This is a genomic window from Leisingera aquaemixtae, from assembly GCF_001458395.1.
Taxonomy (GTDB): domain Bacteria; phylum Pseudomonadota; class Alphaproteobacteria; order Rhodobacterales; family Rhodobacteraceae; genus Leisingera; species Leisingera aquaemixtae.
The window spans coordinates 400,305-423,300 of record NZ_CYSR01000010.1; the positions used below are offsets into that span (position 1 = coordinate 400,305).

A 22,996-nucleotide genomic window follows, 5' to 3' on the forward strand; every position below is an offset into this window, starting at 1 on the left:
CGCTCAGCTCCAGACAGATCAGATTTCCAGATCGGAAATATCTTTGCCGGCGGTCAGCGCGGCATGGACCCAATGCGGTTTGCGGCCGCGCCCGGTCCAGGTTTCTTCCGGATTTTCCGGGTTGCGGTATTTCGGAGCGGCCTTGGCTTTTTTTGCGCCCTGGCGCGACGCAGTGGCGATCTCGTCCAGCGAGAAACCGTATTTTGCGGCAGCCTCCTCGGCGGCTTTCAAGGCTTCCTGGCGTTCGCGCAGTTCTGCTTCCTGCAGTGCTTTTTCAACATTGCTTTGAAGCTGCAGAAGCTCTTTTCTGCTCATTGCCGAAAGGTCGAAGGTCATTCTGAACTCCATATATAAAAATGACACACCGGAAAAACCGGTATGTCATTCCTTATGGACTGAATACCAGACGCATTTCAGCATCTTTTTTATCGGTTTGCAGAAAACTGCCGGTAAAAAGTCAATTCGCTGCAATTTCCGGTGGCCTTGCCAGGTCCACAATGTCGCTCATAATTGAATTGAGCTCGAAATCCTTGGGCGTATAGACGCGAGCCACACCCATTGACTTCAGCTTTTGCGCGTCCTCGTCCGGGATGATGCCGCCGACGACCACCGGGATATGCGCCAAACCGGCGTCGCGCATGCGCTGCATCATTTCTTCGACCAAGGGCAGATGGCTGCCCGACAGGATCGACAGGCCAACCACATGGGCGTCATCCTTTTGCGCTGCTTCCACCAGTTCCGCCGGGGTCATGCGGATGCCGTCATAGGTGATGTCCATGCCGCAGTCGCGGGCGCGGAAGGCGATCTGCTCGGCGCCGTTGGAGTGGCCGTCGAGGCCCGGCTTGCCGACCACGAACTTGATCCGGCGGCCCAGCACGTCGCTGACCGCATTGACCGCATCGCGCAGATCGTCCAGCCCTTCGGTCTTGTTCGACACAGAGGCCGACACGCCGGTCGGGCCGCGGTAGGTGCCATAGACCTTGCGCATCTCCTCGGCCCATTCGCCGGTGGTGACGCCAGCCTTGGCCGCGGCAATCGACGGCTCCATGACATTGGCGCCGCTTTGCGCCGCGGCGCGCAGGGCGGCCAGGGCCGATTGCACAGCGTCATTGTCGCGCTCGCCGCGCCAGGCGTTCAGGCGGCTGATCTGCTCCTGCTCCACCGCGGGGTCGACGACCATGATGCCGCCGTCCTCGGTCTGCAGCGGCGAAGGCTCTCCCTCGGTCCATTTGTTGACGCCCACCACGATGGTCTCGTTTTTCTCGATCCGGTTCAGCCGGTCGGCATTGGACTCGACCAGCCGCCCCTTCATGTATTCGATCGAGGCGACCGCGCCGCCCATCGATTCCAGATTGGCAAGCTCCGCGCGGGCGCCGTCCTTCAGTTCCTCGACCTTGGCATCGACCGCCGGGTTGCCGTCGAACAGGTCGCCGTATTCCAGGAGGTCGGTCTCATAGGCCAGGATCTGCTGCATCCGCATCGACCACTGCTGATCCCAGGGGCGGGGCAGGCCAAGCGCCTCGTTCCAGGCGGGCAGCTGCACGGCGCGGGCGCGGGCTTTCTTCGACAGAGTCACTGCCAGCATCTCGATCAGAATACGGTAGACGTTGTTTTCCGGCTGCTGTTCGGTCAGGCCCAGCGAGTTCACCTGCACGCCATAGCGGAATCGGCGGAACTTGGGGTCTTCGACGCCATAGCGGTCGCGGCAGATCTCGTCCCACAGGTCAACAAAGGCGCGCATCTTGCACATCTCGGTCACGAACCGGATGCCCGCATTCACGAAGAAGGAGATGCGCCCGACCATAGCCGGGAAATCCTCCGGTGCGATGCGCGGTTTCAGCTCGTCCAGAACCGCCTGCGCGGTGGCCAGGGCAAAGGCCAGCTCCTGCTCCGGCGTCGCGCCGGCCTCCTGCAGGTGGTAGGAACACACGTTCATCGGGTTCCACTTGGGCACATTGGTGTAGCAATACTCCGCCACATCCGCGATCATCTTGAGGCTGGGCTTGGGCGGGCAGACATAGGTGCCGCGGGAGAGGTATTCCTTGATCAGGTCGTTTTGCACCGTGCCCTGCAGCTTGGACACATCCGCGCCCTGTTCCTCGGCCACCGCGATATACAGCGCCAGCAGCCACGGCGCCGTGGCGTTGATGGTCATCGAGGTGTTCATCTGCTCCAGCGGGATCTGATCGAACAGCGCCCGCATGTCGCCCAAGTGGCAAACCGGCACGCCGACCTTGCCCACCTCGCCGCGCGCCAGCACGTGGTCGCTGTCATAGCCGGTCTGGGTCGGCAGGTCGAAGGCGACCGAAAGCCCGGTCTGCCCTTTCGCCAGGTTGGCGCGGTAAAGCGCGTTGGACGCCTTGGCCGTGGAGTGGCCGGCGTAGGTGCGGATCAGCCAGGGGCGGTCTTTTTGCATCTGCGGCATGTCGGGCCTCGCGAGTCAGAGTGTCGGTAATTTTATTTCGTCACGCTGATGTAAACTGCAATTTTCAACCCGTGTCAATTCGCTGCGTTGCGGCATTCGCAGGGCTGATGCCCGGTTGCGCGGTTAACCATCAGTAAGCGCGCGGTTGAGGTGGAGCTGGATGCGGACTAAAGTCCTTTAAGTTGAATCGATTTTTAGAAGAATACTGCTTTGAAGACCTCATTAACCGGGCGGCGCCTTGCCGAGATCGACGGCCTGCGCGCCATCGCCGTGCTGGCGGTTGTGCTGTACCACTATTTTCAGGCGTATACCCAGCATTATCCCTATGGCGCGGGCCTGCTGCCTTTGGCGAAATACGGCGATTTGGGGGTTGCGCTGTTTTTCGTGATTTCCGGCTTTGTCATCACCCTGTCGCTTGCCGGCCAGCCCGGGCTTTGGCGGTTTGCGCTGAAACGGTTGGCGCGGCTGTGGCCTGCGCTGGCGGTTTGCTCCATTATCACTTTTGCCGTCGTGCACAGCTTTGACAGCGGCTTCAGCCGGGAGGTGCAGGGCGGGCTGAGCGGCTTTGCCGCCTCCTGGACCTTCACGTCGCAGCGCTTCTGGCACAGCGCCTTCGGGTTCGATGGCTATGTCGATGTCGTGTATTGGACCCTCGCCATTGAAATCCGCTTCTACCTGCTGGCAGCGGTGATCTGCTGGCTGGCACCCGCCGGACGCTTTGCGGAGGTGGCGCCATTGGTGCTGCTGCTGATGCAGTCCCTGATTGCAGCGGTTCAGTTCGCGGTCCCGGGACTGGTGCCGCAGGTGCTGATTGAGACGCTCTTTCTGGCCTATGCGCATCTGTTTGCGGCGGGCATCACCTTTGCCGCGGTCTATGGCGGGGCGCGCAGAAAGCGGCAGGCAGCGCTGATCTTCTGGAGCTTTTCGGTTGCCCTCTACCGCGCAGAGGATTGGGGGGAGGCCGTGGTCCTTGCCCTGATTTTCCTGTCGGTTGCCGCCTGTGCCTGGCGCCTGCGGGCGGCCAGCGTGCTGGCGTGGCGGCCGCTGGCGGCGCTGGGGGTGATCAGCTATCCGGTTTACCTGCTGCACAATTACATTGGAGTGACCCTGCTGTCGCTGCTGCCGCCGGGGCTGTCAGACGGGGCCTATGTGCTGGCCGCGGGCCTGGTTCTGGGGGGGCATTTTGCTGCTGTCGAACGCTGTTCATCACCTGGTCGAACTGCCGGTGCAGCAGGCCGTCCGGTCCCTTCTTGAGCGCCGCGCTGATGGCGGCCGCGAGCTGCTGCCCGCGCCAGGGCCGCAAGCCGCGGCAAAAGGCTTGTAAACCGGGCGGGCATGGGCAAGGCTTTGCGGGATGACGCAAACCGTGGAACTGCCGCTGTGGCTTTTTGTGCTGATCGTGGGCTTTGCCGCGGTGACCTTTGCGTCGCATTTCCTGTTTCCTTCGGTACGCTGGTTCTTCCGGCGGCGGCTGGAGCGCGCGGTGGCGCGGCTGAACAAGCGGCTGGAGCGCCCCATCGAGCCGTTCAAGCTGGCCCGCCGCCATGACATGATCCAGCGCCTGATCCACGATCCGCAGGTGGCCCAAGCGGCAGCGGATCACGCAGCGGCGGAGGGCATCCCGGAAAACGTGGCGTTTGAGCAGGTCCGCCGTTATGCGCGCGAGATTGTGCCCGGGTTCTCCGCCTTCGCCTATTTCGGGCTGGCGATCCGCGCCGCCCGGCTCCTGTCCAACGCCGTCTACCGGGTGCGGCTGGGCCACCAGGACGAGGAGGCGCTGCGGGCCATCGACCCCAAGTCCACCGTGGTCTTCGTGATGAACCACCGCTCCAACATGGATTACGTGCTGGTCACCTATCTGGCGGCGGAGCGTTCTGCGCTGTCTTATGCGGTGGGGGAGTGGGCGCGGGTCTGGCCGCTCAGCCGTCTGATCCGGGCGATGGGCGCCTATTTCATCCGCCGCCGCTCGCGCAATGATCTCTACCGCAAGGTGCTGGCCGCCTATGTGCGCCTCGCCACCCGCGGCGGCTCCACCCAGGCGATGTTCCCCGAGGGCGGCCTCAGCCTGGACGGCGCCTTGGCCCCGCCCAGGCTGGGGCTGCTGAAATACATCGTCGAGGGCTATGACCCGGACGGGCGCGACGTGGTTTTTGTGCCAGTGGCGCTGAACTACGACCGGGTGCTGGAGGACCGGATCCTGACCTCTGCCGCCAAGGCGGGCGAGCGCCGGTTCCGGGCCGGGATCGGGCTGGTGGCGCTGCGGCTGCTGCGGCAGCTGTGGCTGTGGATGACCGGGCGCCACCGCCGCGCGGGCTATGCAGCGGTGAACTTCGGCCGCCCGCTGAGCCTGGCCGGTTTCGGGGCGGGGCGGCAGGGCGACATCACCAAGCCGCTGGCGCGGGAGCTGATGCAGCGGATCAGCGCCATTGTTCCGGTGCTGCCGGTGCCGCTGATCGCGGCGCTCCTGTTGCGCCACGGCGCCCTCAGCCGGGCCGCCATCGAGCACCGGCTGGAAGATCTGATCGCGGCGATGCCGCTGGCGCATGCCCATATGCCCCGCGAGAATCTGTCCTATGCGGCCGGCAGCGGCCTGCAGCAGCTGCTGCGCCGCGGGCTGGTGGCCGAATTCGGCGGCCGGTTCGCCCCGGTCGAAGACCGCCGCGACCTGCTGGTGTTTTACGCCAATTCGATCCGCCACCTGATGCCCCAGGATGGCGCGCAGCCGGGTGGAAACCGTGATTTTTCTGCACCTGCTAAGGGAAATGCTGCATCCGCTGGGTCATAAAATTACCCATATACCGCAAAAGTGGTTGCAATATTACTTTGCCAATCCTATCCCTCAGATAACCGCTGCGATTCTGCACCGCGGCAAAAGCACAGGATACAAAGGAGGCCATCATGGCATTGGATACCCAGACTGACGTCATGTCGTACGAGGCGCCGGAGAAAGATCTCTATGAGCTGGGGGAAATTCCCCCGATGGGCTATGTGCCCAAGAAGATGTACGCATGGGCCATCCGCAAGGAGCGCCACGGCGAGCCGAATACTGCGATGCAGCAGGAAGTGGTCGATGTTCCGGAGCTGGACAGCAACGAGGTGCTGGTCCTGGTGATGGCGGCCGGCGTCAACTACAACGGCGTCTGGGCCTCGCTGGGCAAGCCGATCTCGCCCTTTGACGGCCACAAGGCACCCTATCACATTGCCGGGTCCGATGCCTCGGGCATCGTCTGGGCGGTGGGCTCCAAGGTCACCCGCTGGAAGGTCGGCGACGAGGTGGTCATCCACTGCAACCAGGATGACGGCGACGACGAGGAATGCAACGGCGGCGACCCGATGTATTCGCCCAGCCAGCGGATCTGGGGCTATGAGACGCCGGACGGGTCCTTCGCTCAGTTCACCAACGTGCAGGCCCAGCAGCTGATGCCGCGCCCCAAGCACCTGACCTGGGAAGAAAGCGCCTGCTACACGCTGACGCTCGCCACCGCCTACCGGATGCTGTTCGGCCATGAGCCGCACGACCTGAAGCCGGGCCAGAACGTGCTGGTCTGGGGCGCTTCGGGCGGCCTCGGCTCCTATGCGATCCAGCTGATCAACACCGCCGGCGCCAACGCCATCGGCGTGATCTCGGACGAGAGCAAGCGCGACTTCGTGATGGGCCTTGGCGCCAAGGGCGTTCTGAACCGCAAGGACTTCAACTGCTGGGGCCAGCTGCCCACGGTCAACACCCCGGAATATGCCGAGTGGTTCAAGGAAGCCCGCAAGTTCGGCAAGGCGATCTGGGACATCACCGGCAAGGGCGTGAACGTCGACATGGTGTTCGAACACCCGGGCGAGGCGACCTTCCCGGTCTCCACCTTCGTGGTCAAGAAGGGCGGCATGGTGGTGATCTGCGCCGGTACCACCGGCTATAACCTGACCTTCGACGTGCGTTACATGTGGATGCACCAGAAGCGCCTGCAGGGCTCGCACTTTGCCCATCTGAAGCAGGCCGCCTCCGCCAACAAGCTGATGGTCGAGCGCCGCCTGGATCCCTGCATGTCCGAGGTTTTCACCTGGAACGACCTGCCGGAAGCGCACATGAAGATGCTGCGCAACGAGCACCTGCCGGGCAATATGTCGGTGCTGGTGCAGGCGCCGAAAACCGGCCTGCGCACGCTGCAGGACGTGCTGGAGGCCTGATCCTGCAGGCGGCAACGCAATCAAGCTGAGACCAAGCCCGCGAATCACATCTGTGGTTCGCGGGTTTTTGCTGATTTAACGGATTGCAGCGAAGAATTTCAGCCGGTTGCCGGATGCGGCCTCGCTATTTCAGGGGAGGCGCCAGCCGCCGGCAGGAAAAGGCGACTCTCTACGCTCTGGTTTTTGCGACGTTTTTTTGCGGCTTCGCACGACTGTTCACCCAAAATGAACGAAAGCGGAACCTTCGCATTGACCTCCGGGAGGTCCCCACTGCAAAAGAGCATGAACGACCGGCCAGCCCGCAGCAGCATTTTTTGCCACGGGCCTCCCTTAGAACGGGGCCGGACCTAAAGGGCAGCAGCACGTAATTCATGGCATACAAAGCAGAACTCGACCGCATTCTGGAGGCGCTTGACGCCACTGAAACCCTGGAAGGCCTTCAGCTGATCGTTGAGCAGGTCTGCGAAGTGTTCGCCGTCGATCATGCCATGTACCTCTGGGTCGAAACCGCCGGGAACCACTATTATTTCGGCACCTATTCCAAGGCCTGGACGGACCGCTATCTGGACAAGGCCTACTCGCGGGTCGATCCGGTGGTGGTGGGCTGCTACCAGCGCTTTCACCCGGTCGACTGGAAGCGGCTGGACTGGAACCCCAAACCGGCCCGCGAGTTCCTGAGAGACGCGATGGAGCATGGTGTGGGCAACCAGGGCTATGCGATTCCCATCCGGGGGCCGAACGGCCAGTTCGCGCTCTTCACGCTCAGCCACAATTGCGACGATGCGGCGTGGGAGAAGATCATCGCGAGATACAACCGCGATTTCATTCTGGTGGCGCATTACTTCAACCGCAAGGTGCTGGAGCTGGAGCCCTCCCGGACGGCGGAGCAAGCGCAGCCGCTGTCGCCGCGGGAGGTTGATGCCCTGACGCTGCTGGCGATCGGCTACAGCCGCGCACAGGTGGCGCAAACCCTGTCCATCTCGGAGCACACCCTGCGGGTCTATATCGAAAGCGCCCGATTCAAATTGGGCGCGATCAACACCACGCACGCCATTGCCCGGGCTGTAAGTCTCGGTTTGATTGTGGTTTAACGGTAGAGATACCTCAATACGTGTAAATTCTCTCGGGCATTGAACCCAATGGCCGTACTATTCCCCTGCTTTTCTACCAAAAGGGGAATACATCATGCTGCGGTATGTTTACGGTCACGATCTTCACTCGCATTCGGATCTGGCTCATTCAATGTTCCTGGACCGGGCCGATCAGTTTAAGACGCGGCTCGGCTGGGATGTGCAGGTGGACGCCAACGGCGAAGAGCGGGACCAATACGACGAACTGGACCCGCTCTACATGATCTGGGAAATGCCGGACGGCAGCCACGGCGGCTCCATGCGGTTTCTGCCGACCACGGGCCGGGTGATGGTGAACGAGATCTTCCTGGATCTCTGCGGCGGCGTCCCCATCTGCAGCCCGCTGATCTGGGAATGCACCCGGTTCTGCCTGTCGCGCAAGGCGCACGGCAGAATCGCGGCAGGGCTGATGCTCGGCAGCCTGGAAATCATGCGCAACTTCGACGTTCCTCACTACACAGGCGTGTTCTACCGCCACACGGCCCGCGCCTTCCGCAACCTGGGCTTCGCGCCTGAGATCACCGGCACCCAGGGCGAGGGGCGCAATCCCATCTGCATGGGCTTTTGGGAATATGCCGAAGAGACCTATCACAGCGTGTCGCGCAAGGCGGGCATCCCGCCGGAGCTGTCGCAGCTGTGGTTCGACCGCTCCTTCGGCGGCGCCGGCGCCTCCGGTCCGGTGGCGCTCAGCGCCTGATCAATGCGCACACCGGGGCCGGATCCTCTGGCGGACCCGGCTCCGCGGCTGTAGGGTCGCGCCATGACAGCTCTGCCCGTACAGTTTTCCGATGACCAGGCCGCCGCTTATGACAGCGTGACCGAACTCCTGCGCCAGGCGGGGGTGGACCTTGACGACGGGCTTTTGCAGCCGCCCCGCGGCGATGCCGGGGTGATGGCGGTGATCGGCAAGGCCGGATCCGGCAAGACGCTGCTGCTGGCCGAGCTTTACAAGGCGCTGGAACAGGCGGGGGTTGAAGTTGTCTCCGGCGATTACGAAAGCCGCAAGAAGGGCGAAGACCGCCGCACGCTTGCGATACTGGCGCCCACCAACAAGGCCGCCAGCGTGCTGCGCCTGCGCGGGGTGCCGGCCACCACCATCCACCGTATTCTTTACACGCCGGTTTACGATCCTGAATTCGAGAAAATCGCCGAATGGCTGGCGGGGCAGGGGGAGCAGCCCGACATCGAAGGGCTGAGCGAGGAGGCACTGGCCCGGGCCGCGGCCTTTTACGAAAGGAACAAGTCGATCCCTGGCGCGCTTGCTGCGGCGGGCCTGCGCGGCTCCGACTTCATCACCGGCTGGAAGCGGCGCGAGGATCCTCTCGACATCGGCTTCATTGACGAGGCGTCGATGCTGGACGACCGCCAGTTCGAGGATCTGAAGGAGATCTTCCCGAACCTGATCCTGTTCGGCGACCCGGCGCAGCTGGCACCGGTCAACCAGTCAGGCTCCATGGTGTTCGAAACCCTGCCGGAGCCGCGCCGCCTGATCCTCAACCGCATCCACCGGCAAGAGGCGGGCAACCCGATCCTGGATCTGGCCCACGCGCTGGCTGACCCGCAGCTGGGGTTCGAGGATTTCGAGCGCATGGTGGAGGACACCGCCCGGCGCGACGACCGCGTGGTCTGGGGCCAGCGGGTGGAGGTCGACCTGATGGCGCGCTCGCCGGTGCTGGTGTGGCGCAACAACACCCGCATCCGGCTGATCAACGCCTTCCGTGCCGTTCATGGCGCGCCGGAGGACGCGCTGATCGCCGGCGAGCCGCTGATCTGCGACGGTATCGAACTGCCGGCGAAGCACCGCAAGAAACGCCTGGACCTGGAGGCCCGCGGCTTGATCAAGGGCGCGCAGGTGATCTACCTCGGGGCCGGCCGCAAGCCCGGGTTTTCCCGCCTGCATGTGATGGGGGCGGAGGATCCGCAGGTCTCTGCCGCCTCGATCGTGAAGATCGAGAAGCCGGATGAGGAAGAGCCCTTCATTCCCTATGCCGCGCGCATGGGCGCAACCTTCCTGCATGGGGCGGCTGTGACCATCCACAAGGCGCAAGGCTCGCAATGGGACACCGCCCAGGTCTTTGCCCCGGACATCTACGCCGCCGCCCGCATGGGCCGGGTGGAGGCAGGCCAGCCGCTGTGGAAAAGGCTCGCCTATGTTGCCATCACCCGGGCACAGGAGCGGCTGATCTGGGTGGTCAGGAACCGGCTGGCCAAACCTTCCGGCCCGCTGCCGGTGGACGACCTCAAGGCCATCCCGGCCGCGGCGCTGACACTGGAAGCACAGGAGGACACCCCCGCATGAGCCCTTCCATCCTGATCACCGGCGCCAGCTCCGGCATCGGACGTGCCGTGGCCGAGCTGTTTCTGGCCGAGGGCTGGCAGGTCGGCCTGCTGGCACGCCGGGCAGAGAAGCTGGAGGAGGCGGCGCAGGGCCACGCAAACGCGCATGTGCTTCCCGCTGATGTGACCGACCCCGCGGCGGTGGACCATGCGGTAAACAGCTTTGCCATGGCGGCGGGGCGGCTGGATGTGCTGTTCAACAACGCAGGCATCTTCACCCCGCCGGGCTCCATCGACGAAATCCCGCTAGAGGACTGGTTTGCCTCGGTGAACGTGAACCTCACCGGCATGTACCTGGCGGCCCGCGCCGCCTTCCGGCAGATGCGCCACCAGGCGCCGCAGGGCGGCCGGATCATCAATAACGGCTCCATCGCCGCCCATGTGCCGCGGCCCCATTCAGCGCCATACGCGGCCACCAAGGCAGCCATCACCGGCCTCACCAAAAGCCTGTCGCTGGACGGCCGCCCCTTTGACATCGCCTGCGGCCAGATCGACATCGGCAACACCCGCACCCCGATGGTCGAAGATCTGGGCCAGCGCCACGCGGAGGCCACTCCCGGTGCCGACCCGATGCACACCTTTGCGGTGGAGGACGCGGCGAAATCGGTGCTGCACATGGCCCGCCTGCCGCTGGAGGCCAACGTGCAGTTCATGACGGTGATGGCCACCAAGATGCCCTACATCGGCCGCGGCTAAGCGCTCCCGCCCGTCGCAGGCGCATTACACATGCGCCGCTCCCGTTGGGCGTGGCGCTGCGCTGGCGCGCAGCGGGCCAGCTCTCCCGGCGGCACAGCCGCCTGCCGGGCAGCGAAACGCGGGCCTTCATCTTTCGCAAAATACTCCGGGGTGAATTGGCCGAAAGGCCAAGAGGGGCAGCGCCCCTTTTCCGCTCCGCCAGAAGGCGCTGGCCCCTTAGCGGTTCCTGAGCAGGCTGAAGGCTGCGGACGCGCCCCAGCCGGCCGCAATGGCAATCGCCAGCGACATCAGGCCGTAAAGGAACGGCTGCTCGCGCGAAAGCGAGTACAGGAACTTCTCCAGCCCCACCTTGCGCACGTCGATGGCGGTCTCATAGCTTGACACAACTTTGCCGCCGCGGGTCAGGAAGATGCGGGTCAGATAGCTGCCCTCGGTCAGGTCGGCAGGCATCTCGATGGCGGTTCGGAACAGGGTCTGCTCATCCACCGCCACCGTGTTTTCGCGCAGGGAGTAAAGCCCGTTCTTCTCGCGGATCCGGATCACCGCATCGGCAAAGGCCTGGGCGCCGCGGATATGCATCGCGGCGCCGACCGAGCGGATCGCGCGTTTGATCGAAATCCGGTAGCGCAAGTCCTCGGTGTCGGTCAGCACCTGTTTGAAGGGGGCGCTGGTGGCGACCGCATAGAACGCCGGCGCGGAGTCGACCAGAACGCTGTCGACGTTGATCCAGATCCCCAGCTTCCTTTCCTTGCGCCGCACCATGACGGAGGGCGCCGGGCCGGACACGGCGACCACCACCTCCAACGGGTCGTCCTGCGGGATCGGGGTTTCACGTTTGACCGCGCCGAAAACCAGGATTTCCGACCCGTCGAAGGTGGCGGTGATCGCCACCCGGTCCTGGCTGAGGCCAAGCACGACCTCTTCCTTGCCGGCCTGGGCCGTGGCGTGCGGCAGCAGGGCCAGGGCGGCGGCGGTCAGGGCGGACAACAGCAGCTTGCGCATGGTCAGTGTCCCCCAGGCTCACCCAGCGAGTAGATCTCGGAGGGTTGCAGCAACAGGTCGAGGCCCAGCTTGACGCAGACCGCGATGACCATCAGCGCCAGCAGGATGCGGAGCTGTTCGGCCTTGAGATATACACCGATACGGGTGCCGATCTGGGCACCGATCACGCCGCCGATCAGCAGCAGCACCGCCAGCACGATGTCCACGGTATAGTTGGTGGTGGCGTGCAGCATGGTGGTGAAACCGGTGACCAGGATGATCTGGAACAGCGAGGTGCCGACAACCACTTTGGTCGGCATGCCGAGGATGTAGATCATCGCAGGCACCATGATGAAGCCGCCGCCGACGCCCATGATCGCGGCTAGGATCCCCACGGCCACGCCAACCAGAACGGGCGGGATCACCGAGATATAGAGGCCGGAGGTGCGGAAGCGCATTTTGAAGGGCAGCGCATGCACCCAGCCGCGCTGGCGGCGCGGGGCGGGCGCGGCACCGCCGGCCTTCTTGGCCTTGCGGATGGCGTTCAGGCTTTCGATGAACATCAGGCCGCCGACGACGCCAAGGAAGACGACATAGCACAGCTTGACCAGCAGATCGACCTGGCCCAGCGCCTTGAGATAGTTGAACACCACAACCCCCAGCGCCGCCCCCATCAGGCCGCCGGCCTGCAACACCAGCCCCATCTTGATGTCGACCGTGCGCCTTCGGAAATGCGCCAGCACGCCCGAGAAGGAGGAGGCAACAATCTGGTTCGCTTCCGTGGCCACCGCCACCGCGGGCGGGATGCCGATGAAGAACAGCAGCGGCGTCATCAGGAAGCCGCCGCCGACTCCGAACATGCCTGAGAGAACACCCACCATTCCTCCGAGGCCCAGAAGAAGGAAGGCATTGACCGAGACCTCAGCTATGGGAAGGTATATCTGCATGATCTTTGTTAGACCGCAGACCGCCTGAAAATCAATGATCTATGCCGCTGTGCAGCGTGCAGGACTGATTTGAGGCGGCAAACTGGACTTAACTGTGGCCGCCCTGCACTGGCTGAGGCGCAGGGGCTCCCGCGCCCGCAGGCGGCTGGCTGCGCCAACTGCCTTGGCGGCCTAGGGCCGGGCGCCGCCCTGCGGGCGGCGCAAAGGTCTTTCTGCTGAGGGAGGCCCCTGAGCGGGAGGGCGGCCCCTCAGGCGGCCGTTTGAGTGCAGCTGCGTCTTTTTGCTGCGTCGAGGGGAGAAGGCGCCTGCGCGCCGCCGCTGCCGCGGCCCTTGGCCCGGAACAGACGCGTGCTGGGAAAAGCAAACGCCCGGCGCAGGGCCGGGCGTTCGGGGTGTTACTTGCAGCGCTCAGCGCTCTTTGACGTAAGGCTCGCCGCCGGCGCGGGGCGGGATCGCCTTGCCGACGAAGCCGGCCAGGATCACAACCGTCAGCACATAGGGCAGCGCATCCATGGCCTGAACCGGGATCACGATGCCGCCAAGCTGGATGTTCTGGAAGCGCAGGGCGATGGCCTGCAGCAGCCCGAACAGCAGGCAGGCGCCCATTGCGTGCCAGGGCCGCCACTTGGCAAAGATCAGCGCCGCCAGCGCGATGAAGCCGCGTCCTGCGGTCATGTCCTTGACGAAGCCCGCCTGCAGCGCAGTGGCCAGATAGGCGCCGGCGATGCCGCACAGCAGGCCGCAGATCATCACCGCGCCGTACCGCAGGCCGACAACCGAGACGCCCGCGGTGTCCACTGCCGCCGGGTTCTCGCCCACCGCGCGCAGGCGCAGGCCGAACCGGGTGCGGAACAGGATCCACCAGGTGGCAGGCACCGCCAGGAAGGCGATGTAGACCAGCACCGAATGGCCCGACAGCAGCTCGGAGTAGACCGGCCCCAGCACCGGCACGCCCGACAGGCTGTCGGCAAAGGGCAGGGTGATCGGGGTGAACCGGCCGCCGCTGAACAACGACGGCGTGCGGCCGCCCTGCTGGAACCAGTCCTGGGCAATCAGCACCGTCATGCCCGCAGCCAGGAAGTTGATCGCCACGCCGGAGATCAGCTGGTTGCCGCGGAAGGTGATCGAGGCCACCCCGTGCAGCCCGGCCAGCAGCAGCGAAGAGGCGATGCCCGCCAGCAGCCCCAGCCAGACGTTGCCGGTCACTGCCGCCACGGCGGCAGAGAAGAAGGCAGCCATCAGCATCTTGCCTTCCAGGCCGATATCGAAGATGCCCGCGCGCTCGGAGTAGAGGCCGGCCAGGCAGGCCAGCAGCAGCGGTGTCGCCAGGCGGACGGTGGAATCCAAAATCTGGATGATCGTCAGGAATTCCATCAGTTCTGCCCTCTCCGCACCGCCAGAAAGATCTTCTCAAGCGGCATCCGCACCATGTTGTCGAGCGCACCCGTGAACAGGATCACCAGCGCCTGGATCACCACGATCAGCTCGCGCGGGATCGAGGTCCAGAGCGCCAGTTCCGCGCCGCCTTGATACAGGAAGCCGAACAGGATGGCCGCCAGGAACACGCCGAACGGGTGGTTGCGCCCCATCAGCGCCACCGCGATGCCGATGAAACCGGCGCCTTCGGTGGCGTTCAGCACCAGCCGCTCCGCTTCGCCCATCACGTTGTTCACAGCCATCATGCCCGCCAGCGCGCCGGAGATCAGCATCGCGATCATGACTGTGCGCACCGAGGAGATGCCGGCATAGCGCGCGCCCGGCTCGGATTTGCCGAGGGAGCGGATCTCATAGCCCAGCGGCGTCCGCCAGATCAGCAGCCAGACGAACAGGCAGGCGCCCATGGCGACCAGCAGGCTGACGTTGGCCGGGGCCGATTTGGAGAAGTTGATGCCGATCGGCGCCAGCAGCTCATGCAGGGAGGGCAGGTGGACAGCCTGCGGGAAGCGTTCGGTGGCCGGGTCCATCGAGCCTTCGGGGCGCAGCACGTTGACCAGCACATAGTTCAGCACCGCCGCGGCGATGAAGTTGAACATGATGGTGGTGATCACGATATGGCTGCCGCGCTTGGCCTGCAGGTAGGCCGGAATAGCGGCCCAGGCGGCGCCAAAGATCCCTGCGCCCAGGGCGGCAAAGGCCAGCGCCAGCGTCCAGTGCGGCCAGGGGATCAGCAGGCAGACCAGCGCCACGCCCAGGCCCCCCAGCATCGCCTGGCCCTCGCCGCCGATGTTGAACAGCCCCGCATGGGCGGCCACCGCCACCGCGAGGCCGGTGAACATGAAGTTGGTGGCGTAATAAAGCGTATAGCCCCAGCCATAGGTGGAGCCCAGGGCGCCATTGACCATCAGCTTGACCGCGGCCACCGGGTCTTCGCCGATCCCGAGGATCACCAGGGCCGACAGGAGCGCGGCCAGGATCAGGCTGATCAGCGGGATCAGGACCACGTCGGCCCATTTCGGCATCTTGTCCATTTACGCGGCCCCCGGTTTGGCTGTCACGGCCGGAACGCGCAGCTGTCCGGCCAGCGCCCGTCCGCCCCCATGGGTGGGCGCTTCGCTTCCGCCCGCGGACAGGCGCAGGCCTTTGTTGCAAGTCATCTTGTATTGCATCACGCGGCCTCCCCCGCGACACCGGCCATCAGGAGGCCGAGTTCTTTCTCATCGGTCTGATCCGCCGGGCGTTCGCCCATGATCATGCCGTCAAACATCACCGCAACCCGGTCGGAGAGCGACAGGATCTCTTCCAGCTCGACCGAGACCAGCAGGATCGCCTTGCCCTGGTCGCGCAGCGCGACGATTTGCTGGTGAATGAATTCGATGGCGCCGATGTCGACGCCGCGGGTCGGCTGGCCGACCAGCAGCAGGTCCGGGTTGCGCTCGATCTCGCGCGCCACCACGATCTTCTGCTGGTTGCCGCCGGAGAAGTTCTTGGCCGCCAGCCAGGGGTCCGACGGGCGCACATCGAATTTTTCCATCTTGGCCTCGGTATCGGCCTGCAGGGCGGCGTTGTTCATCAGCACACCGTTCTGATAGGCCGCATCGCGGTGATAGCCGAAGGCCACGTTTTCCCAGGCGTGGAAATCCATGATCAGGCCCTCGCGCTGGCGGTCCTCCGGCACATGGCCAATACCGGCGCCGCGGCGTGCCTTGGCATCCGATCCCGCGCCGCTGAGCGGCAGCGGCGTGCCGTGCAGCTTGATGCTGCCGGTGCCCGGACGCATGCCGCCCAGAACTTCCAGCAGTTCCGACTGGCCGTTGCCGGCCACCCCGGCAATGCCGACGATCTCGCCCGCGCGCACGGTCAGGTTGATGCCTTTCAGGCGCTCGACGCCGGCCTCATCCACCACCCGCAGGTTCTCGATCTCCAGGATCGGGGCGCCGGGCTGTGCGGGCACCTTGTCGACGCGCAGCAGCACCTTGCGGCCCACCATCAGCTCGGCCAGGTGCTCGGGGCTGGTCTCAGACGTCTTGACGGTGGCGGTCATCTGGCCGCGCCGCATCACCGACACCGTATCGGTGTACTCCATCACCTCCCGCAGTTTGTGGGTGATCAGGATGATGGTCTTCCCCTCGGCGCGCAGCCGGTCGAGGATGCGGAACAGCTGGTCGGCCTCAGACGGCGTCAGCACGCCCGTCGGCTCGTCCAGGATCAGGATCTCTGCCTTGCGGTAGAGCGCCTTGAGGATCTCCACCCGCTGCTGCGCGCCGACGCCGATTTCGTCGATGCGCGCATCGGGGTCCACGTAAAGCTCGTACTCCTCCTCCAGCGCCTTCAGCTCCTTGCGGGCGCGGCGCAGCGAGGGCATCAGCATGCCGCTGTCCTCGGCCCCCAGCACGATGTTTTCCAGCACGGTGAAGTTTTCCACCAGTTTGAAGTGCTGGAACACCATGCCGATGCCCGCGGCAATTGCCGCCTGGCTGTCGGGGATTTCAGTCTTCTTGCCGTTGATGAAAACCTCCCCTTTGTCGGCCTTGTAAAAGCCATAGAGGATCGACATCAGCGTCGACTTGCCCGCACCGTTTTCACCGATGATACCGTGAATGGTGCCGGGGGCGACGCGGATCGAAATGTCCTTGTTTGCCTGGACAGGGCCAAAGGCCTTGGAGATGCCTTTGAGTTCGATGGCGGGGGCAGTCAAGCGGGCTCTCCCATGCCTGTAAATCCGATCAGCCGCACCACTTTGCCGTCTTGCAGATCGGCAAAATACTGGCCGCGCACCATGCGGGTGCCGTCCTTCAGGAAATCCACCGTGGCCCGCGCATGGCCGTGGTGTTCCGAGACGGCCACCACTTTGGCCTCGGCGCCCGGCATCTTCGCGCTGAACTGCGCGATATGGTCCAGATAGGCGCCGCGGCCGTTGATGGGGGCGGGGGTGCTGGGATCGGAATAATAGAATTCGGGCCCGATCGCCGCGTCGGTTTTTGCAACACGGCCTTCGGGGGTTGGGTCGCCCCAGGCCGCAAACAGAATATGAATAGACTCCGTCATGGCCTGGGGCTTTCTCTTAGAAGCTCAGCGCCGGGCAGCTGTCATCGGACATGTAGTCATGCACCTTGATCTCGCCCGAGGCAATCTTGGCAGCAGCGTCGTCCACCGCGGCCTGCATCTCGCCGGTGACCAGCTCGGCGTTGTGCTCATCCATGGCATAGCCGACGCCGCCATTGGCCAGGCCCATCACAGAGAAGCCGGTTTCCATCTCGGCACCGTCCGAGAAGGCCTCAAACACGGCGTTGCCGACGTTTTTGGTCATCGAGGTCAGCACTTTGCCCGGGTGCAGGTGGTTCTGGTTGCTGTCCACGCCGATCGACAGGATGCCTTCGTCGGCCGCGGTCTGCAGCACGCCCACGCCGGTGCCGCCAGCCGCGGCATAGACCACGTCAGCGCCCTGGCTGATCTGCGCCTTGGTCAGCTCCGACCCTTTCACCGGGTCGTTCCAGGCTGCCGGGGTGGTGCCGGTCATATTGGAAATCACCTTGGCGTCCGGGTTGGCGGCCTTGACGCCCTCGGCATAGCCGCAGGCGAACTTGCGGATCAGCGGAATGTCCATGCCGCCGATAAAGCCGACGGTGTTCGACTTGGACGCCATCGCCGCCATCATGCCGACCAGATAGGAGCCTTCATGCTCGTTGAAGACGACCGAGCGCACGTTGTCGCCCTCAACCACCATGTCGATGATGGTGAATTTGGTGTCCGGGTAATCGGCGGCCACCTGGCCCAAAGCGTCGGCAAAGGCAAAGCCGACCATCACGATCGGGTTGGCGCCGGCCTCGGCAAAGCGGCGCAGAGCCTGCTCGCGCTGGGCTTCGGACTGCAGCTCGATCTCGCGGTAGGTGCCGCCGGTCTCTTCGACCCAGCGCTGGGCGCCGTTGTGCGCGGCTTCGTTGAAGCTCTTGTCGAACTTGCCGCCCAAGTCGAAGATCAGCGCAGGTTCGGCCAGCGCGGCACCTGCTGTCAGGGCCAGCGACGCGGCTGCGCCCATCAGCGATTTCATCAGGGTCATCAGGTTAACTCCCACTGTCATTATTGTTGGATGCAGCGGGGCTTTTCCGCTGCCCGGCCACGTTCAGGCCAAAGAGGGTGCGGCAATTTAGCCCGCAGGGCAGGGAGAGGGTCAACCGCTTTTTGACCAAATGGTGCGAAATCCGCGCAACTGGCCTAGCGTAAACCTTTTCTCATCAGGATCGCATCCGCCGGTTTTGCCCCTTCGCGGCGGTAATATCCGGCCCGGCGCCCGCATTCCGCGAATCCGCAGGCATGGTACAGCGCCTGTGCGGGGGCGTTATCGGCGGCGACTTCCAGGAACACCTCTGCCGCGCCGTGCGCGCGGGCAACTGATTCCCAGTCCGCCATGCAGGCGCGGGCCAGCCCCTGGCGCTGATGGCCGGGGCCGGTGGCAATGGTCAGCAACTCCGCCTCATCCGCGATCACCCGCACCAGCGCAAAACAGCGGGCGTCGCCTGCGGCAAAGACCAGCGGGCTGTCCAGCAGGGCGGCAAACTCCGCCGCCGACCAGGGCCGGGACTGGGTAAAGGCCGCCGCATGGGTGGCGGCCATCGCCTCCGGTGTCACCGGGTCAGCCATCAATCAGCGCCGGCGGCACATCGCTGGACGGCGCGGCATCGGCAGAGCGCAGATACAAGGGGGCAGGCGCCCCGGTCACGGTCTCGAACCGCCCGGCCGCAATCCGCGCAATGGCTTCGGCAATGCCTGCAGGGCTTGCCTCGGGCGCAAACGCCAGCCCGGCGCCGCGGGCGGCGTCTTCGGCCTCCTGGCGTGGCATCAGGCGCGGCGCTTCCCCGGGCAGGGCGGCATAGACCTGATCGCGCGGCGCGGGCACGGCGGGCAGGGTGCCTTCGGCCGCGCGGGCTTCAAACCCGTCAACGCCGACGGCCGGTATCTCCAGACCCAGCGCCAGGCCGCGCGCAGCAGAGACCGCAATGCGGATGCCGGTGAAGTTGCCGGGGCCGATGCCGACGCCGAGGGCGTCAAGATCCTGCCAGCCGGTGCCGCCCTCGGCCAGCACCTCCTCCAGCAGCGGCATCAGCCGCTCGGCCTGGCCGCGGGTCATTTCTTCCAGCCGGGAGGCCAGCACCGCATCGCCGCGCAGCAAAGCGGCCGCGCAATGCGCGGCCGATGTGTCAAATCCCAGAACCAGCGGTTCGGAAGCCATCAGATGTCCTTTCGCGAGCGGTCAGACGGCGACCGGGCGCACCTCGGTGACTTCCGGGATATAGTGGCGCAGCAGGTTCTCGATGCCCATCTTCAGGGTCAGGGTCGAGGACGGGCAGCCCGCGCAGGCGCCCTGCATGTGCAGGTAGACAACGCCGCGGTCAAAACCGTGGAAGGTGATGTCGCCGCCGTCCTGAGCCACCGCCGGGCGCACCCGGCTGTCCAGCAGATCCTTGATCTGGTTGACGATCTCGGCGTCCTCGCCGGTGTGCTCCGCGTGGCCCGAGGCCGGATCGGCAGAGCCGTCCGCCATCACCGGCTGGCCGGACTGGTAGTGTTCCATCACCGCGCCCAGAATGGCGGGCTTGATGTGGTCCCAGTCGACCCCGTCGGCCTTGGTCACGGTCACGAAATCATTGCCGAAGAACACGCCGGTCACGCCGTCGACCGCAAAGATGCGGGAGGCCAGCGGCGATTTGCCAGCGGCGTCTGCGCTGGGGAAGTCGGCGGTGCCCGCCTCCAGAACGGTCTGGCCCGGCAGGAATTTCAGCGTCGCCGGGTTGGGCGTGGATTCAGTCTGAATGAACATGTCGGGTCTCCGTTAAGCGTGCCCCCGATATGCGCCTTGCGGCGCGCCAAGTCAAGTTTTGGAACCATTCTAAATCCCTCGGCCCGCAGCGTGCGCCAGGGCCTGCTCCAGCCGGTCATCGCCCCAGAAGAGTTCCGGACCGCTGATAAAGCTGGGGGCGCCGAAAATGCCAGCGGCGATCGCGTCTTCGGTCTGCGCCCGCAGCGCCGATTTGACGGCAGGCGCCCGGGCGCGCTGCATAAGCGCATCGTCAAGGCCCGCCTGGCGCAAGCAGCCCTGCAGGACAGCGTCGCTGGAGATATCCGCGCCATCGCCGAACTGCGCTTGAAACGCTGCCTTTGTGAACGCTTCGATGCTGTCCATCTCCGCGGCGGCCAGTGCCAGCCGTGCCGCCTTCAGTCCGTTTTGCGGGAACGGGTCCGGGCGCCGGAAGGGCAGCCCGCGGGCGGTGCAGATCCGCTCCATATCGCGCCACATATACCGGCCTTTGGCAGGGTAGATGTTGAACGGGGAGGTGTCCCAGCCCTGGGCGGCAAACACCGGCCCCAGCAGGAACGGCCTCCAGGTGACGGCAACAGAGCGGGCGGCGGCCAGCGCGCCGATCCGCATCACGCTGAGATAGGAATAGGTGGAGGCGAACTCGAACCAGAAGGTTAGCCTGCCGCGCATCGCCTGCCCCCCGCTGCCCTGGTCAGGTGATCGCTTCCAGCTTCTCTTTGCTGAGATCGCCGGGCACGATGGTGATCGGCACCGGCAAGGTGCCGGAGTTCTTGGTCAACTGAGTGACCAGCGGGCCCGGCCCCTTGCGGCCGGTGCCCGCGCCCAGCACCAGCACGCCGATTTCCGGATCGCCCTCGATAAAGTCGAGGATCTCCGGCACCGGCTCGCCCTCGCGGATCACCAGTTCCGGGTCGACGTTCTGGCGGTCGCGCATCCATTTGGCAAAGACCTCGAAATGCGCATGGATCCGTTCGCGGGCTTCTTCCCGCATCACTTCGCCGACGCCGATCCAGTGGTTGAACTCATCCGGCGGGATCACCGACAGGATGGTGACGCCGGCGCCGGTATGCGCCGCGCGCATGGCGGCGAACCGCATGGCGTTCAGGCATTCGCGGCTGTCGTCCAGTACCACAAGGAATTTGCGCATTTTCGCTCTCTCGTTGTTCCACCGCGGATCATGACGCAAGCGGGCGCATCAGGCAATAGAGCCAAACCCGTTGTGCCGTTTCAAGAAACTGGCGCTAGATTGGGGCAGCGAGCGCTGCCGCGCCCGCAGGATCTCCCGGCTGCGCCGGAAGCCCCTTGGCGGCCTTGGGCCCGGCGCCGCGCAGGGCGCGGCGCGGCACCGTGCGCAGGCACGGTGCCTGGCCCAACCGTGCAGCGGTCTTTTGCAAAAAAGGCCCGGAGCGGGCGGGAGCCTCCGCAAGCGGCGCAGTGCCTGGCGTCAGCTCCGGCTGCGGGCCCAGTCCCAGTACATCTCACGCACCCGCTTGGCGACGGGGCCGGTTTGATACTGGCGGCTGTCAAAGGCGGTGACCGGTGTCACCTTGCTCATGTTGCCCGACAGGAAGACCTCGTCGGCCTCCTCAAAGTCCTGATAGCCCAGCACGCATTCATGCACCGTAATGCCATCGGCGCGCATGTTGCTGATGTGGCGGGCGCGGGTGATGCCCGCCAGGAAAGTGCCGTTGGGGATCGGGGTGAAGACCTCGCCGCCGCGCACCATGAAGACATTGGTGGTGGCGGTTTCCGCTACGTTGCCCATGGCATCCAGCACCAGCGCATTGGTGAACCCCTTGCTGCGCGCCTCGCGCAGCATCCGGGCGTTGTTGGGGTACAGGCAGCCGGCCTTGGCATTTACCACCGCGTTTTCCAGCACCGGACGGCGGAAGCGGGTGCGGGTCAGCGTGGCGGAGGCCTCAGGCGCCGCCATCGGGATTTCCTCCAGGCTGACCGCAAAGCGGGTGCTGTCCGGGTCCGGCGCGATCAGCGTCGCGTCGCCATCCGCCGCCCAGTACATCGGCCGGATATAGACGGCAGCGCCGGGGGCAAACCCCTCCAGCCCCTCGCGGATCAGCGCCGCCATCTGCTCGGCCGAATGGGTCGGTGTCATCAGCAGCGCCTCTGCCGAGGCATTGGTGCGGGCGCAGTGCAGATCGAGGTCCGGCGTCACCCCGTCAAAGAAGCGCGCGCCGTCGAACACCGAAGAGCCCAGCCACATCGCATGGTCCGCCGCCCGCATCACCGGCAGGTCGCCGTCGTGCCAGCTGCCGTTGAAATAGGTCCGGATTGTGCCGCTTACAGCCATGTTTTCCCTCCCTCTGCTTGCCGCTAGGGTAGGCAGAGAAAGGTCAGAGGTCCAGACCTAACATCACCCGCAAGTGTCCCGGCACAGGGGGCGATTAGGCCGCTTTTATTAATCTTTACAGGGTGTTGTCCGTATCTTGCAAGAGTTCTGACGCTGCGTCTTTTGGGTCAGCATGTCTGACCAATTGTTTCGCGCGCGAAACATTCGGGCAGCAACGCTGACCTACTCAACCTCCGCGAGCAATGCCTGCAGGTCCAGGGCCTCTGTGCCCATCGCCAGGCTTCCGTCCGCCGCACGCGGCCACTCCGCCTCCGCCCGGTCGCGGTAGAGCTCCACCCCGTTGCCGTCCGGGTCGCGCAGGTAGATCGCCTCGGAGACACCATGATCGGCGGCGCCCTCCAGCGCGATGCCGGCCTCCAGCACCCTGTGCAGAACTGCGGCCAGGCTCTTGCGGTCCGGCAGCAGGACGGCGGTGTGGTAGAGGCCGGTCATGTCCGGAGCCGGGGCAGGGCCGCCGCGCGACTGCCAGGTGTTGAGGCCGATGTGGTGGTGATAGCCACCCGCCGACAGGAAGGCGGCGGAGCTGCCCAGACGCTGGGTCACTTCAAACCCCAGGACGCCGCCGTAAAAGCCGATCGCCCGCTCCAGGTCCGAAACCTTCAGGTGGACATGGCCGATGCGGGTGCCTGCGGGAAGGGGGTGTGTGCGAGTGCTCATTGCAGCCTCCATCTTTCTGGT

At 65.0% G+C, this 22,996-nt stretch carries 23 protein-coding genes; 7 read left to right on the top strand and 16 right to left on the bottom strand.

What is annotated here, in order from left to right; genetic code table 11:
- Positions 1-18: 18 nt before the first annotated feature.
- Positions 19-336 carry an H-NS histone family protein gene (locus PHA8399_RS05720; protein WP_058285205.1) on the bottom strand — a complete coding sequence of 106 codons (318 nt, stop codon included), beginning with the start codon at positions 334-336 and terminating at the stop codon, positions 19-21.
- Between the two features lie 121 nt (positions 337-457).
- On the bottom strand, positions 458-2,425 hold the full coding sequence (locus PHA8399_RS05725) for a protein meaA (RefSeq protein WP_058285206.1): 1,968 nt from the start codon (positions 2,423-2,425) through the stop codon (positions 458-460).
- A 210-nt stretch (positions 2,426-2,635) separates the two neighbouring features.
- On the opposite strand from PHA8399_RS05725, the gene PHA8399_RS05730 reads away from it, so the two are divergent.
- From PHA8399_RS05730 to PHA8399_RS05760, 7 genes are all read left to right on the top strand, one after another.
- A complete protein-coding gene (locus tag PHA8399_RS05730) occupies positions 2,636-3,679 on the top strand; it encodes an acyltransferase family protein (protein ID WP_244270158.1) in 1,044 nt (347 codons plus the stop codon).
- 100 nt (positions 3,680-3,779) lie between these two features.
- A complete protein-coding gene (locus tag PHA8399_RS05735) occupies positions 3,780-5,210 on the top strand; it encodes a 1-acyl-sn-glycerol-3-phosphate acyltransferase (protein ID WP_058285207.1) in 1,431 nt (476 codons plus the stop codon).
- A 113-nt stretch (positions 5,211-5,323) separates the two neighbouring features.
- Positions 5,324-6,604, top strand: coding sequence for a crotonyl-CoA carboxylase/reductase (gene ccrA / locus PHA8399_RS05740; RefSeq protein WP_058285208.1), 1,281 nt, complete (start codon positions 5,324-5,326; stop codon positions 6,602-6,604).
- A gap of 371 nt (positions 6,605-6,975) precedes the next feature.
- A complete protein-coding gene (locus tag PHA8399_RS05745) occupies positions 6,976-7,695 on the top strand; it encodes a helix-turn-helix transcriptional regulator (RefSeq protein ID WP_058285209.1) in 720 nt (239 codons plus the stop codon).
- 94 nt (positions 7,696-7,789) lie between these two features.
- Positions 7,790-8,431 carry an acyl-homoserine-lactone synthase gene (locus PHA8399_RS05750; protein ID WP_058285210.1) on the top strand — a complete coding sequence of 214 codons (642 nt, stop codon included), beginning with the start codon at positions 7,790-7,792 and terminating at the stop codon, positions 8,429-8,431.
- A 63-nt stretch (positions 8,432-8,494) separates the two neighbouring features.
- Entirely contained in the window at positions 8,495-10,033 is a 1,539-nt protein-coding gene (locus PHA8399_RS05755) for an ATP-dependent DNA helicase (RefSeq protein ID WP_058285211.1), read from the top strand.
- Positions 10,030-10,767, top strand: coding sequence for an SDR family oxidoreductase (locus tag PHA8399_RS05760; protein ID WP_058285212.1), 738 nt, complete (start codon positions 10,030-10,032; stop codon positions 10,765-10,767). Before PHA8399_RS05755 ends, PHA8399_RS05760 begins: the two co-directional genes overlap by 4 nt.
- A gap of 216 nt (positions 10,768-10,983) precedes the next feature.
- Here the strand turns inward: PHA8399_RS05760 and PHA8399_RS05765 are convergent, their stop codons facing one another.
- From PHA8399_RS05765 to PHA8399_RS05830, 14 genes are all read right to left on the bottom strand, one after another.
- Positions 10,984-11,769, bottom strand: a complete 786-nt coding sequence (locus tag PHA8399_RS05765) for a TIGR02186 family protein (protein ID WP_058285213.1) — start codon at positions 11,767-11,769, stop codon at positions 10,984-10,986.
- A 2-nt stretch (positions 11,770-11,771) separates the two neighbouring features.
- Positions 11,772-12,695: a sulfite exporter TauE/SafE family protein gene (locus PHA8399_RS05770; protein WP_058285214.1), complete on the bottom strand. Its 924-nt coding sequence runs from the start codon at positions 12,693-12,695 to the stop codon at positions 11,772-11,774.
- A gap of 408 nt (positions 12,696-13,103) precedes the next feature.
- Positions 13,104-14,069 carry an ABC transporter permease gene (locus tag PHA8399_RS05775; protein ID WP_058285215.1) on the bottom strand — a complete coding sequence of 322 codons (966 nt, stop codon included), beginning with the start codon at positions 14,067-14,069 and terminating at the stop codon, positions 13,104-13,106.
- Positions 14,069-15,163, bottom strand: a complete 1,095-nt coding sequence (locus PHA8399_RS05780) for an ABC transporter permease (protein WP_058285216.1) — start codon at positions 15,161-15,163, stop codon at positions 14,069-14,071. Before PHA8399_RS05780 ends, PHA8399_RS05775 begins: the two co-directional genes overlap by 1 nt.
- A gap of 137 nt (positions 15,164-15,300) precedes the next feature.
- Positions 15,301-16,830 carry an ABC transporter ATP-binding protein gene (locus tag PHA8399_RS05785; RefSeq protein ID WP_058285217.1) on the bottom strand — a complete coding sequence of 510 codons (1,530 nt, stop codon included), beginning with the start codon at positions 16,828-16,830 and terminating at the stop codon, positions 15,301-15,303.
- Positions 16,827-17,180, bottom strand: a complete 354-nt coding sequence (locus tag PHA8399_RS05790; protein WP_058285218.1) for a nuclear transport factor 2 family protein — start codon at positions 17,178-17,180, stop codon at positions 16,827-16,829. The genes PHA8399_RS05785 and PHA8399_RS05790 overlap by 4 nt, the downstream gene beginning before the upstream one ends.
- Positions 17,181-17,196: 16 nt before the next feature.
- Positions 17,197-18,192 (bottom strand): BMP family lipoprotein, encoded by a 996-nt coding sequence (locus PHA8399_RS05795; RefSeq protein WP_058285258.1) that lies wholly within the window; start codon positions 18,190-18,192, stop codon positions 17,197-17,199.
- A gap of 155 nt (positions 18,193-18,347) precedes the next feature.
- Positions 18,348-18,773 carry a GNAT family N-acetyltransferase gene (locus PHA8399_RS05800; RefSeq protein WP_244270159.1) on the bottom strand — a complete coding sequence of 142 codons (426 nt, stop codon included), beginning with the start codon at positions 18,771-18,773 and terminating at the stop codon, positions 18,348-18,350.
- Entirely contained in the window at positions 18,766-19,362 is a 597-nt protein-coding gene (gene tsaB, locus PHA8399_RS05805; RefSeq protein WP_058285219.1) for a tRNA (adenosine(37)-N6)-threonylcarbamoyltransferase complex dimerization subunit type 1 TsaB, read from the bottom strand. Before tsaB ends, PHA8399_RS05800 begins: the two co-directional genes overlap by 8 nt.
- Positions 19,363-19,383: 21 nt before the next feature.
- A complete protein-coding gene (locus PHA8399_RS05810; RefSeq protein WP_058285220.1) occupies positions 19,384-19,950 on the bottom strand; it encodes a NifU family protein in 567 nt (188 codons plus the stop codon).
- 69 nt (positions 19,951-20,019) lie between these two features.
- Positions 20,020-20,619 carry a 2-hydroxychromene-2-carboxylate isomerase gene (locus PHA8399_RS05815; RefSeq protein WP_058285221.1) on the bottom strand — a complete coding sequence of 200 codons (600 nt, stop codon included), beginning with the start codon at positions 20,617-20,619 and terminating at the stop codon, positions 20,020-20,022.
- 22 nt (positions 20,620-20,641) lie between these two features.
- Positions 20,642-21,097, bottom strand: coding sequence for a universal stress protein (locus PHA8399_RS05820; RefSeq protein WP_008554060.1), 456 nt, complete (start codon positions 21,095-21,097; stop codon positions 20,642-20,644).
- Between the two features lie 297 nt (positions 21,098-21,394).
- A complete protein-coding gene (locus PHA8399_RS05825; protein ID WP_058285222.1) occupies positions 21,395-22,258 on the bottom strand; it encodes a branched-chain amino acid aminotransferase in 864 nt (287 codons plus the stop codon).
- 222 nt (positions 22,259-22,480) lie between these two features.
- Positions 22,481-22,975: a VOC family protein gene (locus PHA8399_RS05830; protein WP_058285260.1), complete on the bottom strand. Its 495-nt coding sequence runs from the start codon at positions 22,973-22,975 to the stop codon at positions 22,481-22,483.
- Between the last annotated feature and the right edge of the window lie 21 nt (positions 22,976-22,996).

Bases quoted from the DNA above. Each gene is read 5' to 3' on its own strand.
- PHA8399_RS05720 (WP_058285205.1), bottom strand. From the start codon at position 336: ATGACCTTCGACCTTTCGGCAATGAGCAGAAAAGAGCTTCTGCAGCTT.
- PHA8399_RS05725 (WP_058285206.1), bottom strand. From the start codon at position 2,425: ATGCCGCAGATGCAAAAAGACCGCCCCTGGCTGATCCGCACCTACGCC.
- PHA8399_RS05735 (WP_058285207.1), top strand. From the start codon at position 3,780: ATGACGCAAACCGTGGAACTGCCGCTGTGGCTTTTTGTGCTGATCGTG.
- ccrA (WP_058285208.1), top strand. From the start codon at position 5,324: ATGGCATTGGATACCCAGACTGACGTCATGTCGTACGAGGCGCCGGAG.
- PHA8399_RS05745 (WP_058285209.1), top strand. From the start codon at position 6,976: ATGGCATACAAAGCAGAACTCGACCGCATTCTGGAGGCGCTTGACGCC.
- PHA8399_RS05750 (WP_058285210.1), top strand. From the start codon at position 7,790: ATGCTGCGGTATGTTTACGGTCACGATCTTCACTCGCATTCGGATCTG.
- PHA8399_RS05755 (WP_058285211.1), top strand. From the start codon at position 8,495: ATGACAGCTCTGCCCGTACAGTTTTCCGATGACCAGGCCGCCGCTTAT.
- PHA8399_RS05760 (WP_058285212.1), top strand. From the start codon at position 10,030: ATGAGCCCTTCCATCCTGATCACCGGCGCCAGCTCCGGCATCGGACGT.
- PHA8399_RS05765 (WP_058285213.1), bottom strand. From the start codon at position 11,769: ATGCGCAAGCTGCTGTTGTCCGCCCTGACCGCCGCCGCCCTGGCCCTG.
- PHA8399_RS05770 (WP_058285214.1), bottom strand. From the start codon at position 12,695: ATGCAGATATACCTTCCCATAGCTGAGGTCTCGGTCAATGCCTTCCTT.
- PHA8399_RS05775 (WP_058285215.1), bottom strand. From the start codon at position 14,069: ATGGAATTCCTGACGATCATCCAGATTTTGGATTCCACCGTCCGCCTG.
- PHA8399_RS05780 (WP_058285216.1), bottom strand. From the start codon at position 15,163: ATGGACAAGATGCCGAAATGGGCCGACGTGGTCCTGATCCCGCTGATC.
- PHA8399_RS05790 (WP_058285218.1), bottom strand. From the start codon at position 17,180: ATGACGGAGTCTATTCATATTCTGTTTGCGGCCTGGGGCGACCCAACC.
- PHA8399_RS05795 (WP_058285258.1), bottom strand. From the start codon at position 18,192: ATGACCCTGATGAAATCGCTGATGGGCGCAGCCGCGTCGCTGGCCCTG.
- PHA8399_RS05800 (WP_244270159.1), bottom strand. From the start codon at position 18,773: ATGGCTGACCCGGTGACACCGGAGGCGATGGCCGCCACCCATGCGGCG.
- tsaB (WP_058285219.1), bottom strand. From the start codon at position 19,362: ATGGCTTCCGAACCGCTGGTTCTGGGATTTGACACATCGGCCGCGCAT.
- PHA8399_RS05810 (WP_058285220.1), bottom strand. From the start codon at position 19,950: ATGTTCATTCAGACTGAATCCACGCCCAACCCGGCGACGCTGAAATTC.
- PHA8399_RS05815 (WP_058285221.1), bottom strand. From the start codon at position 20,619: ATGCGCGGCAGGCTAACCTTCTGGTTCGAGTTCGCCTCCACCTATTCC.
- PHA8399_RS05820 (WP_008554060.1), bottom strand. From the start codon at position 21,097: ATGCGCAAATTCCTTGTGGTACTGGACGACAGCCGCGAATGCCTGAAC.
- PHA8399_RS05825 (WP_058285222.1), bottom strand. From the start codon at position 22,258: ATGGCTGTAAGCGGCACAATCCGGACCTATTTCAACGGCAGCTGGCAC.
- PHA8399_RS05830 (WP_058285260.1), bottom strand. From the start codon at position 22,975: ATGAGCACTCGCACACACCCCCTTCCCGCAGGCACCCGCATCGGCCAT.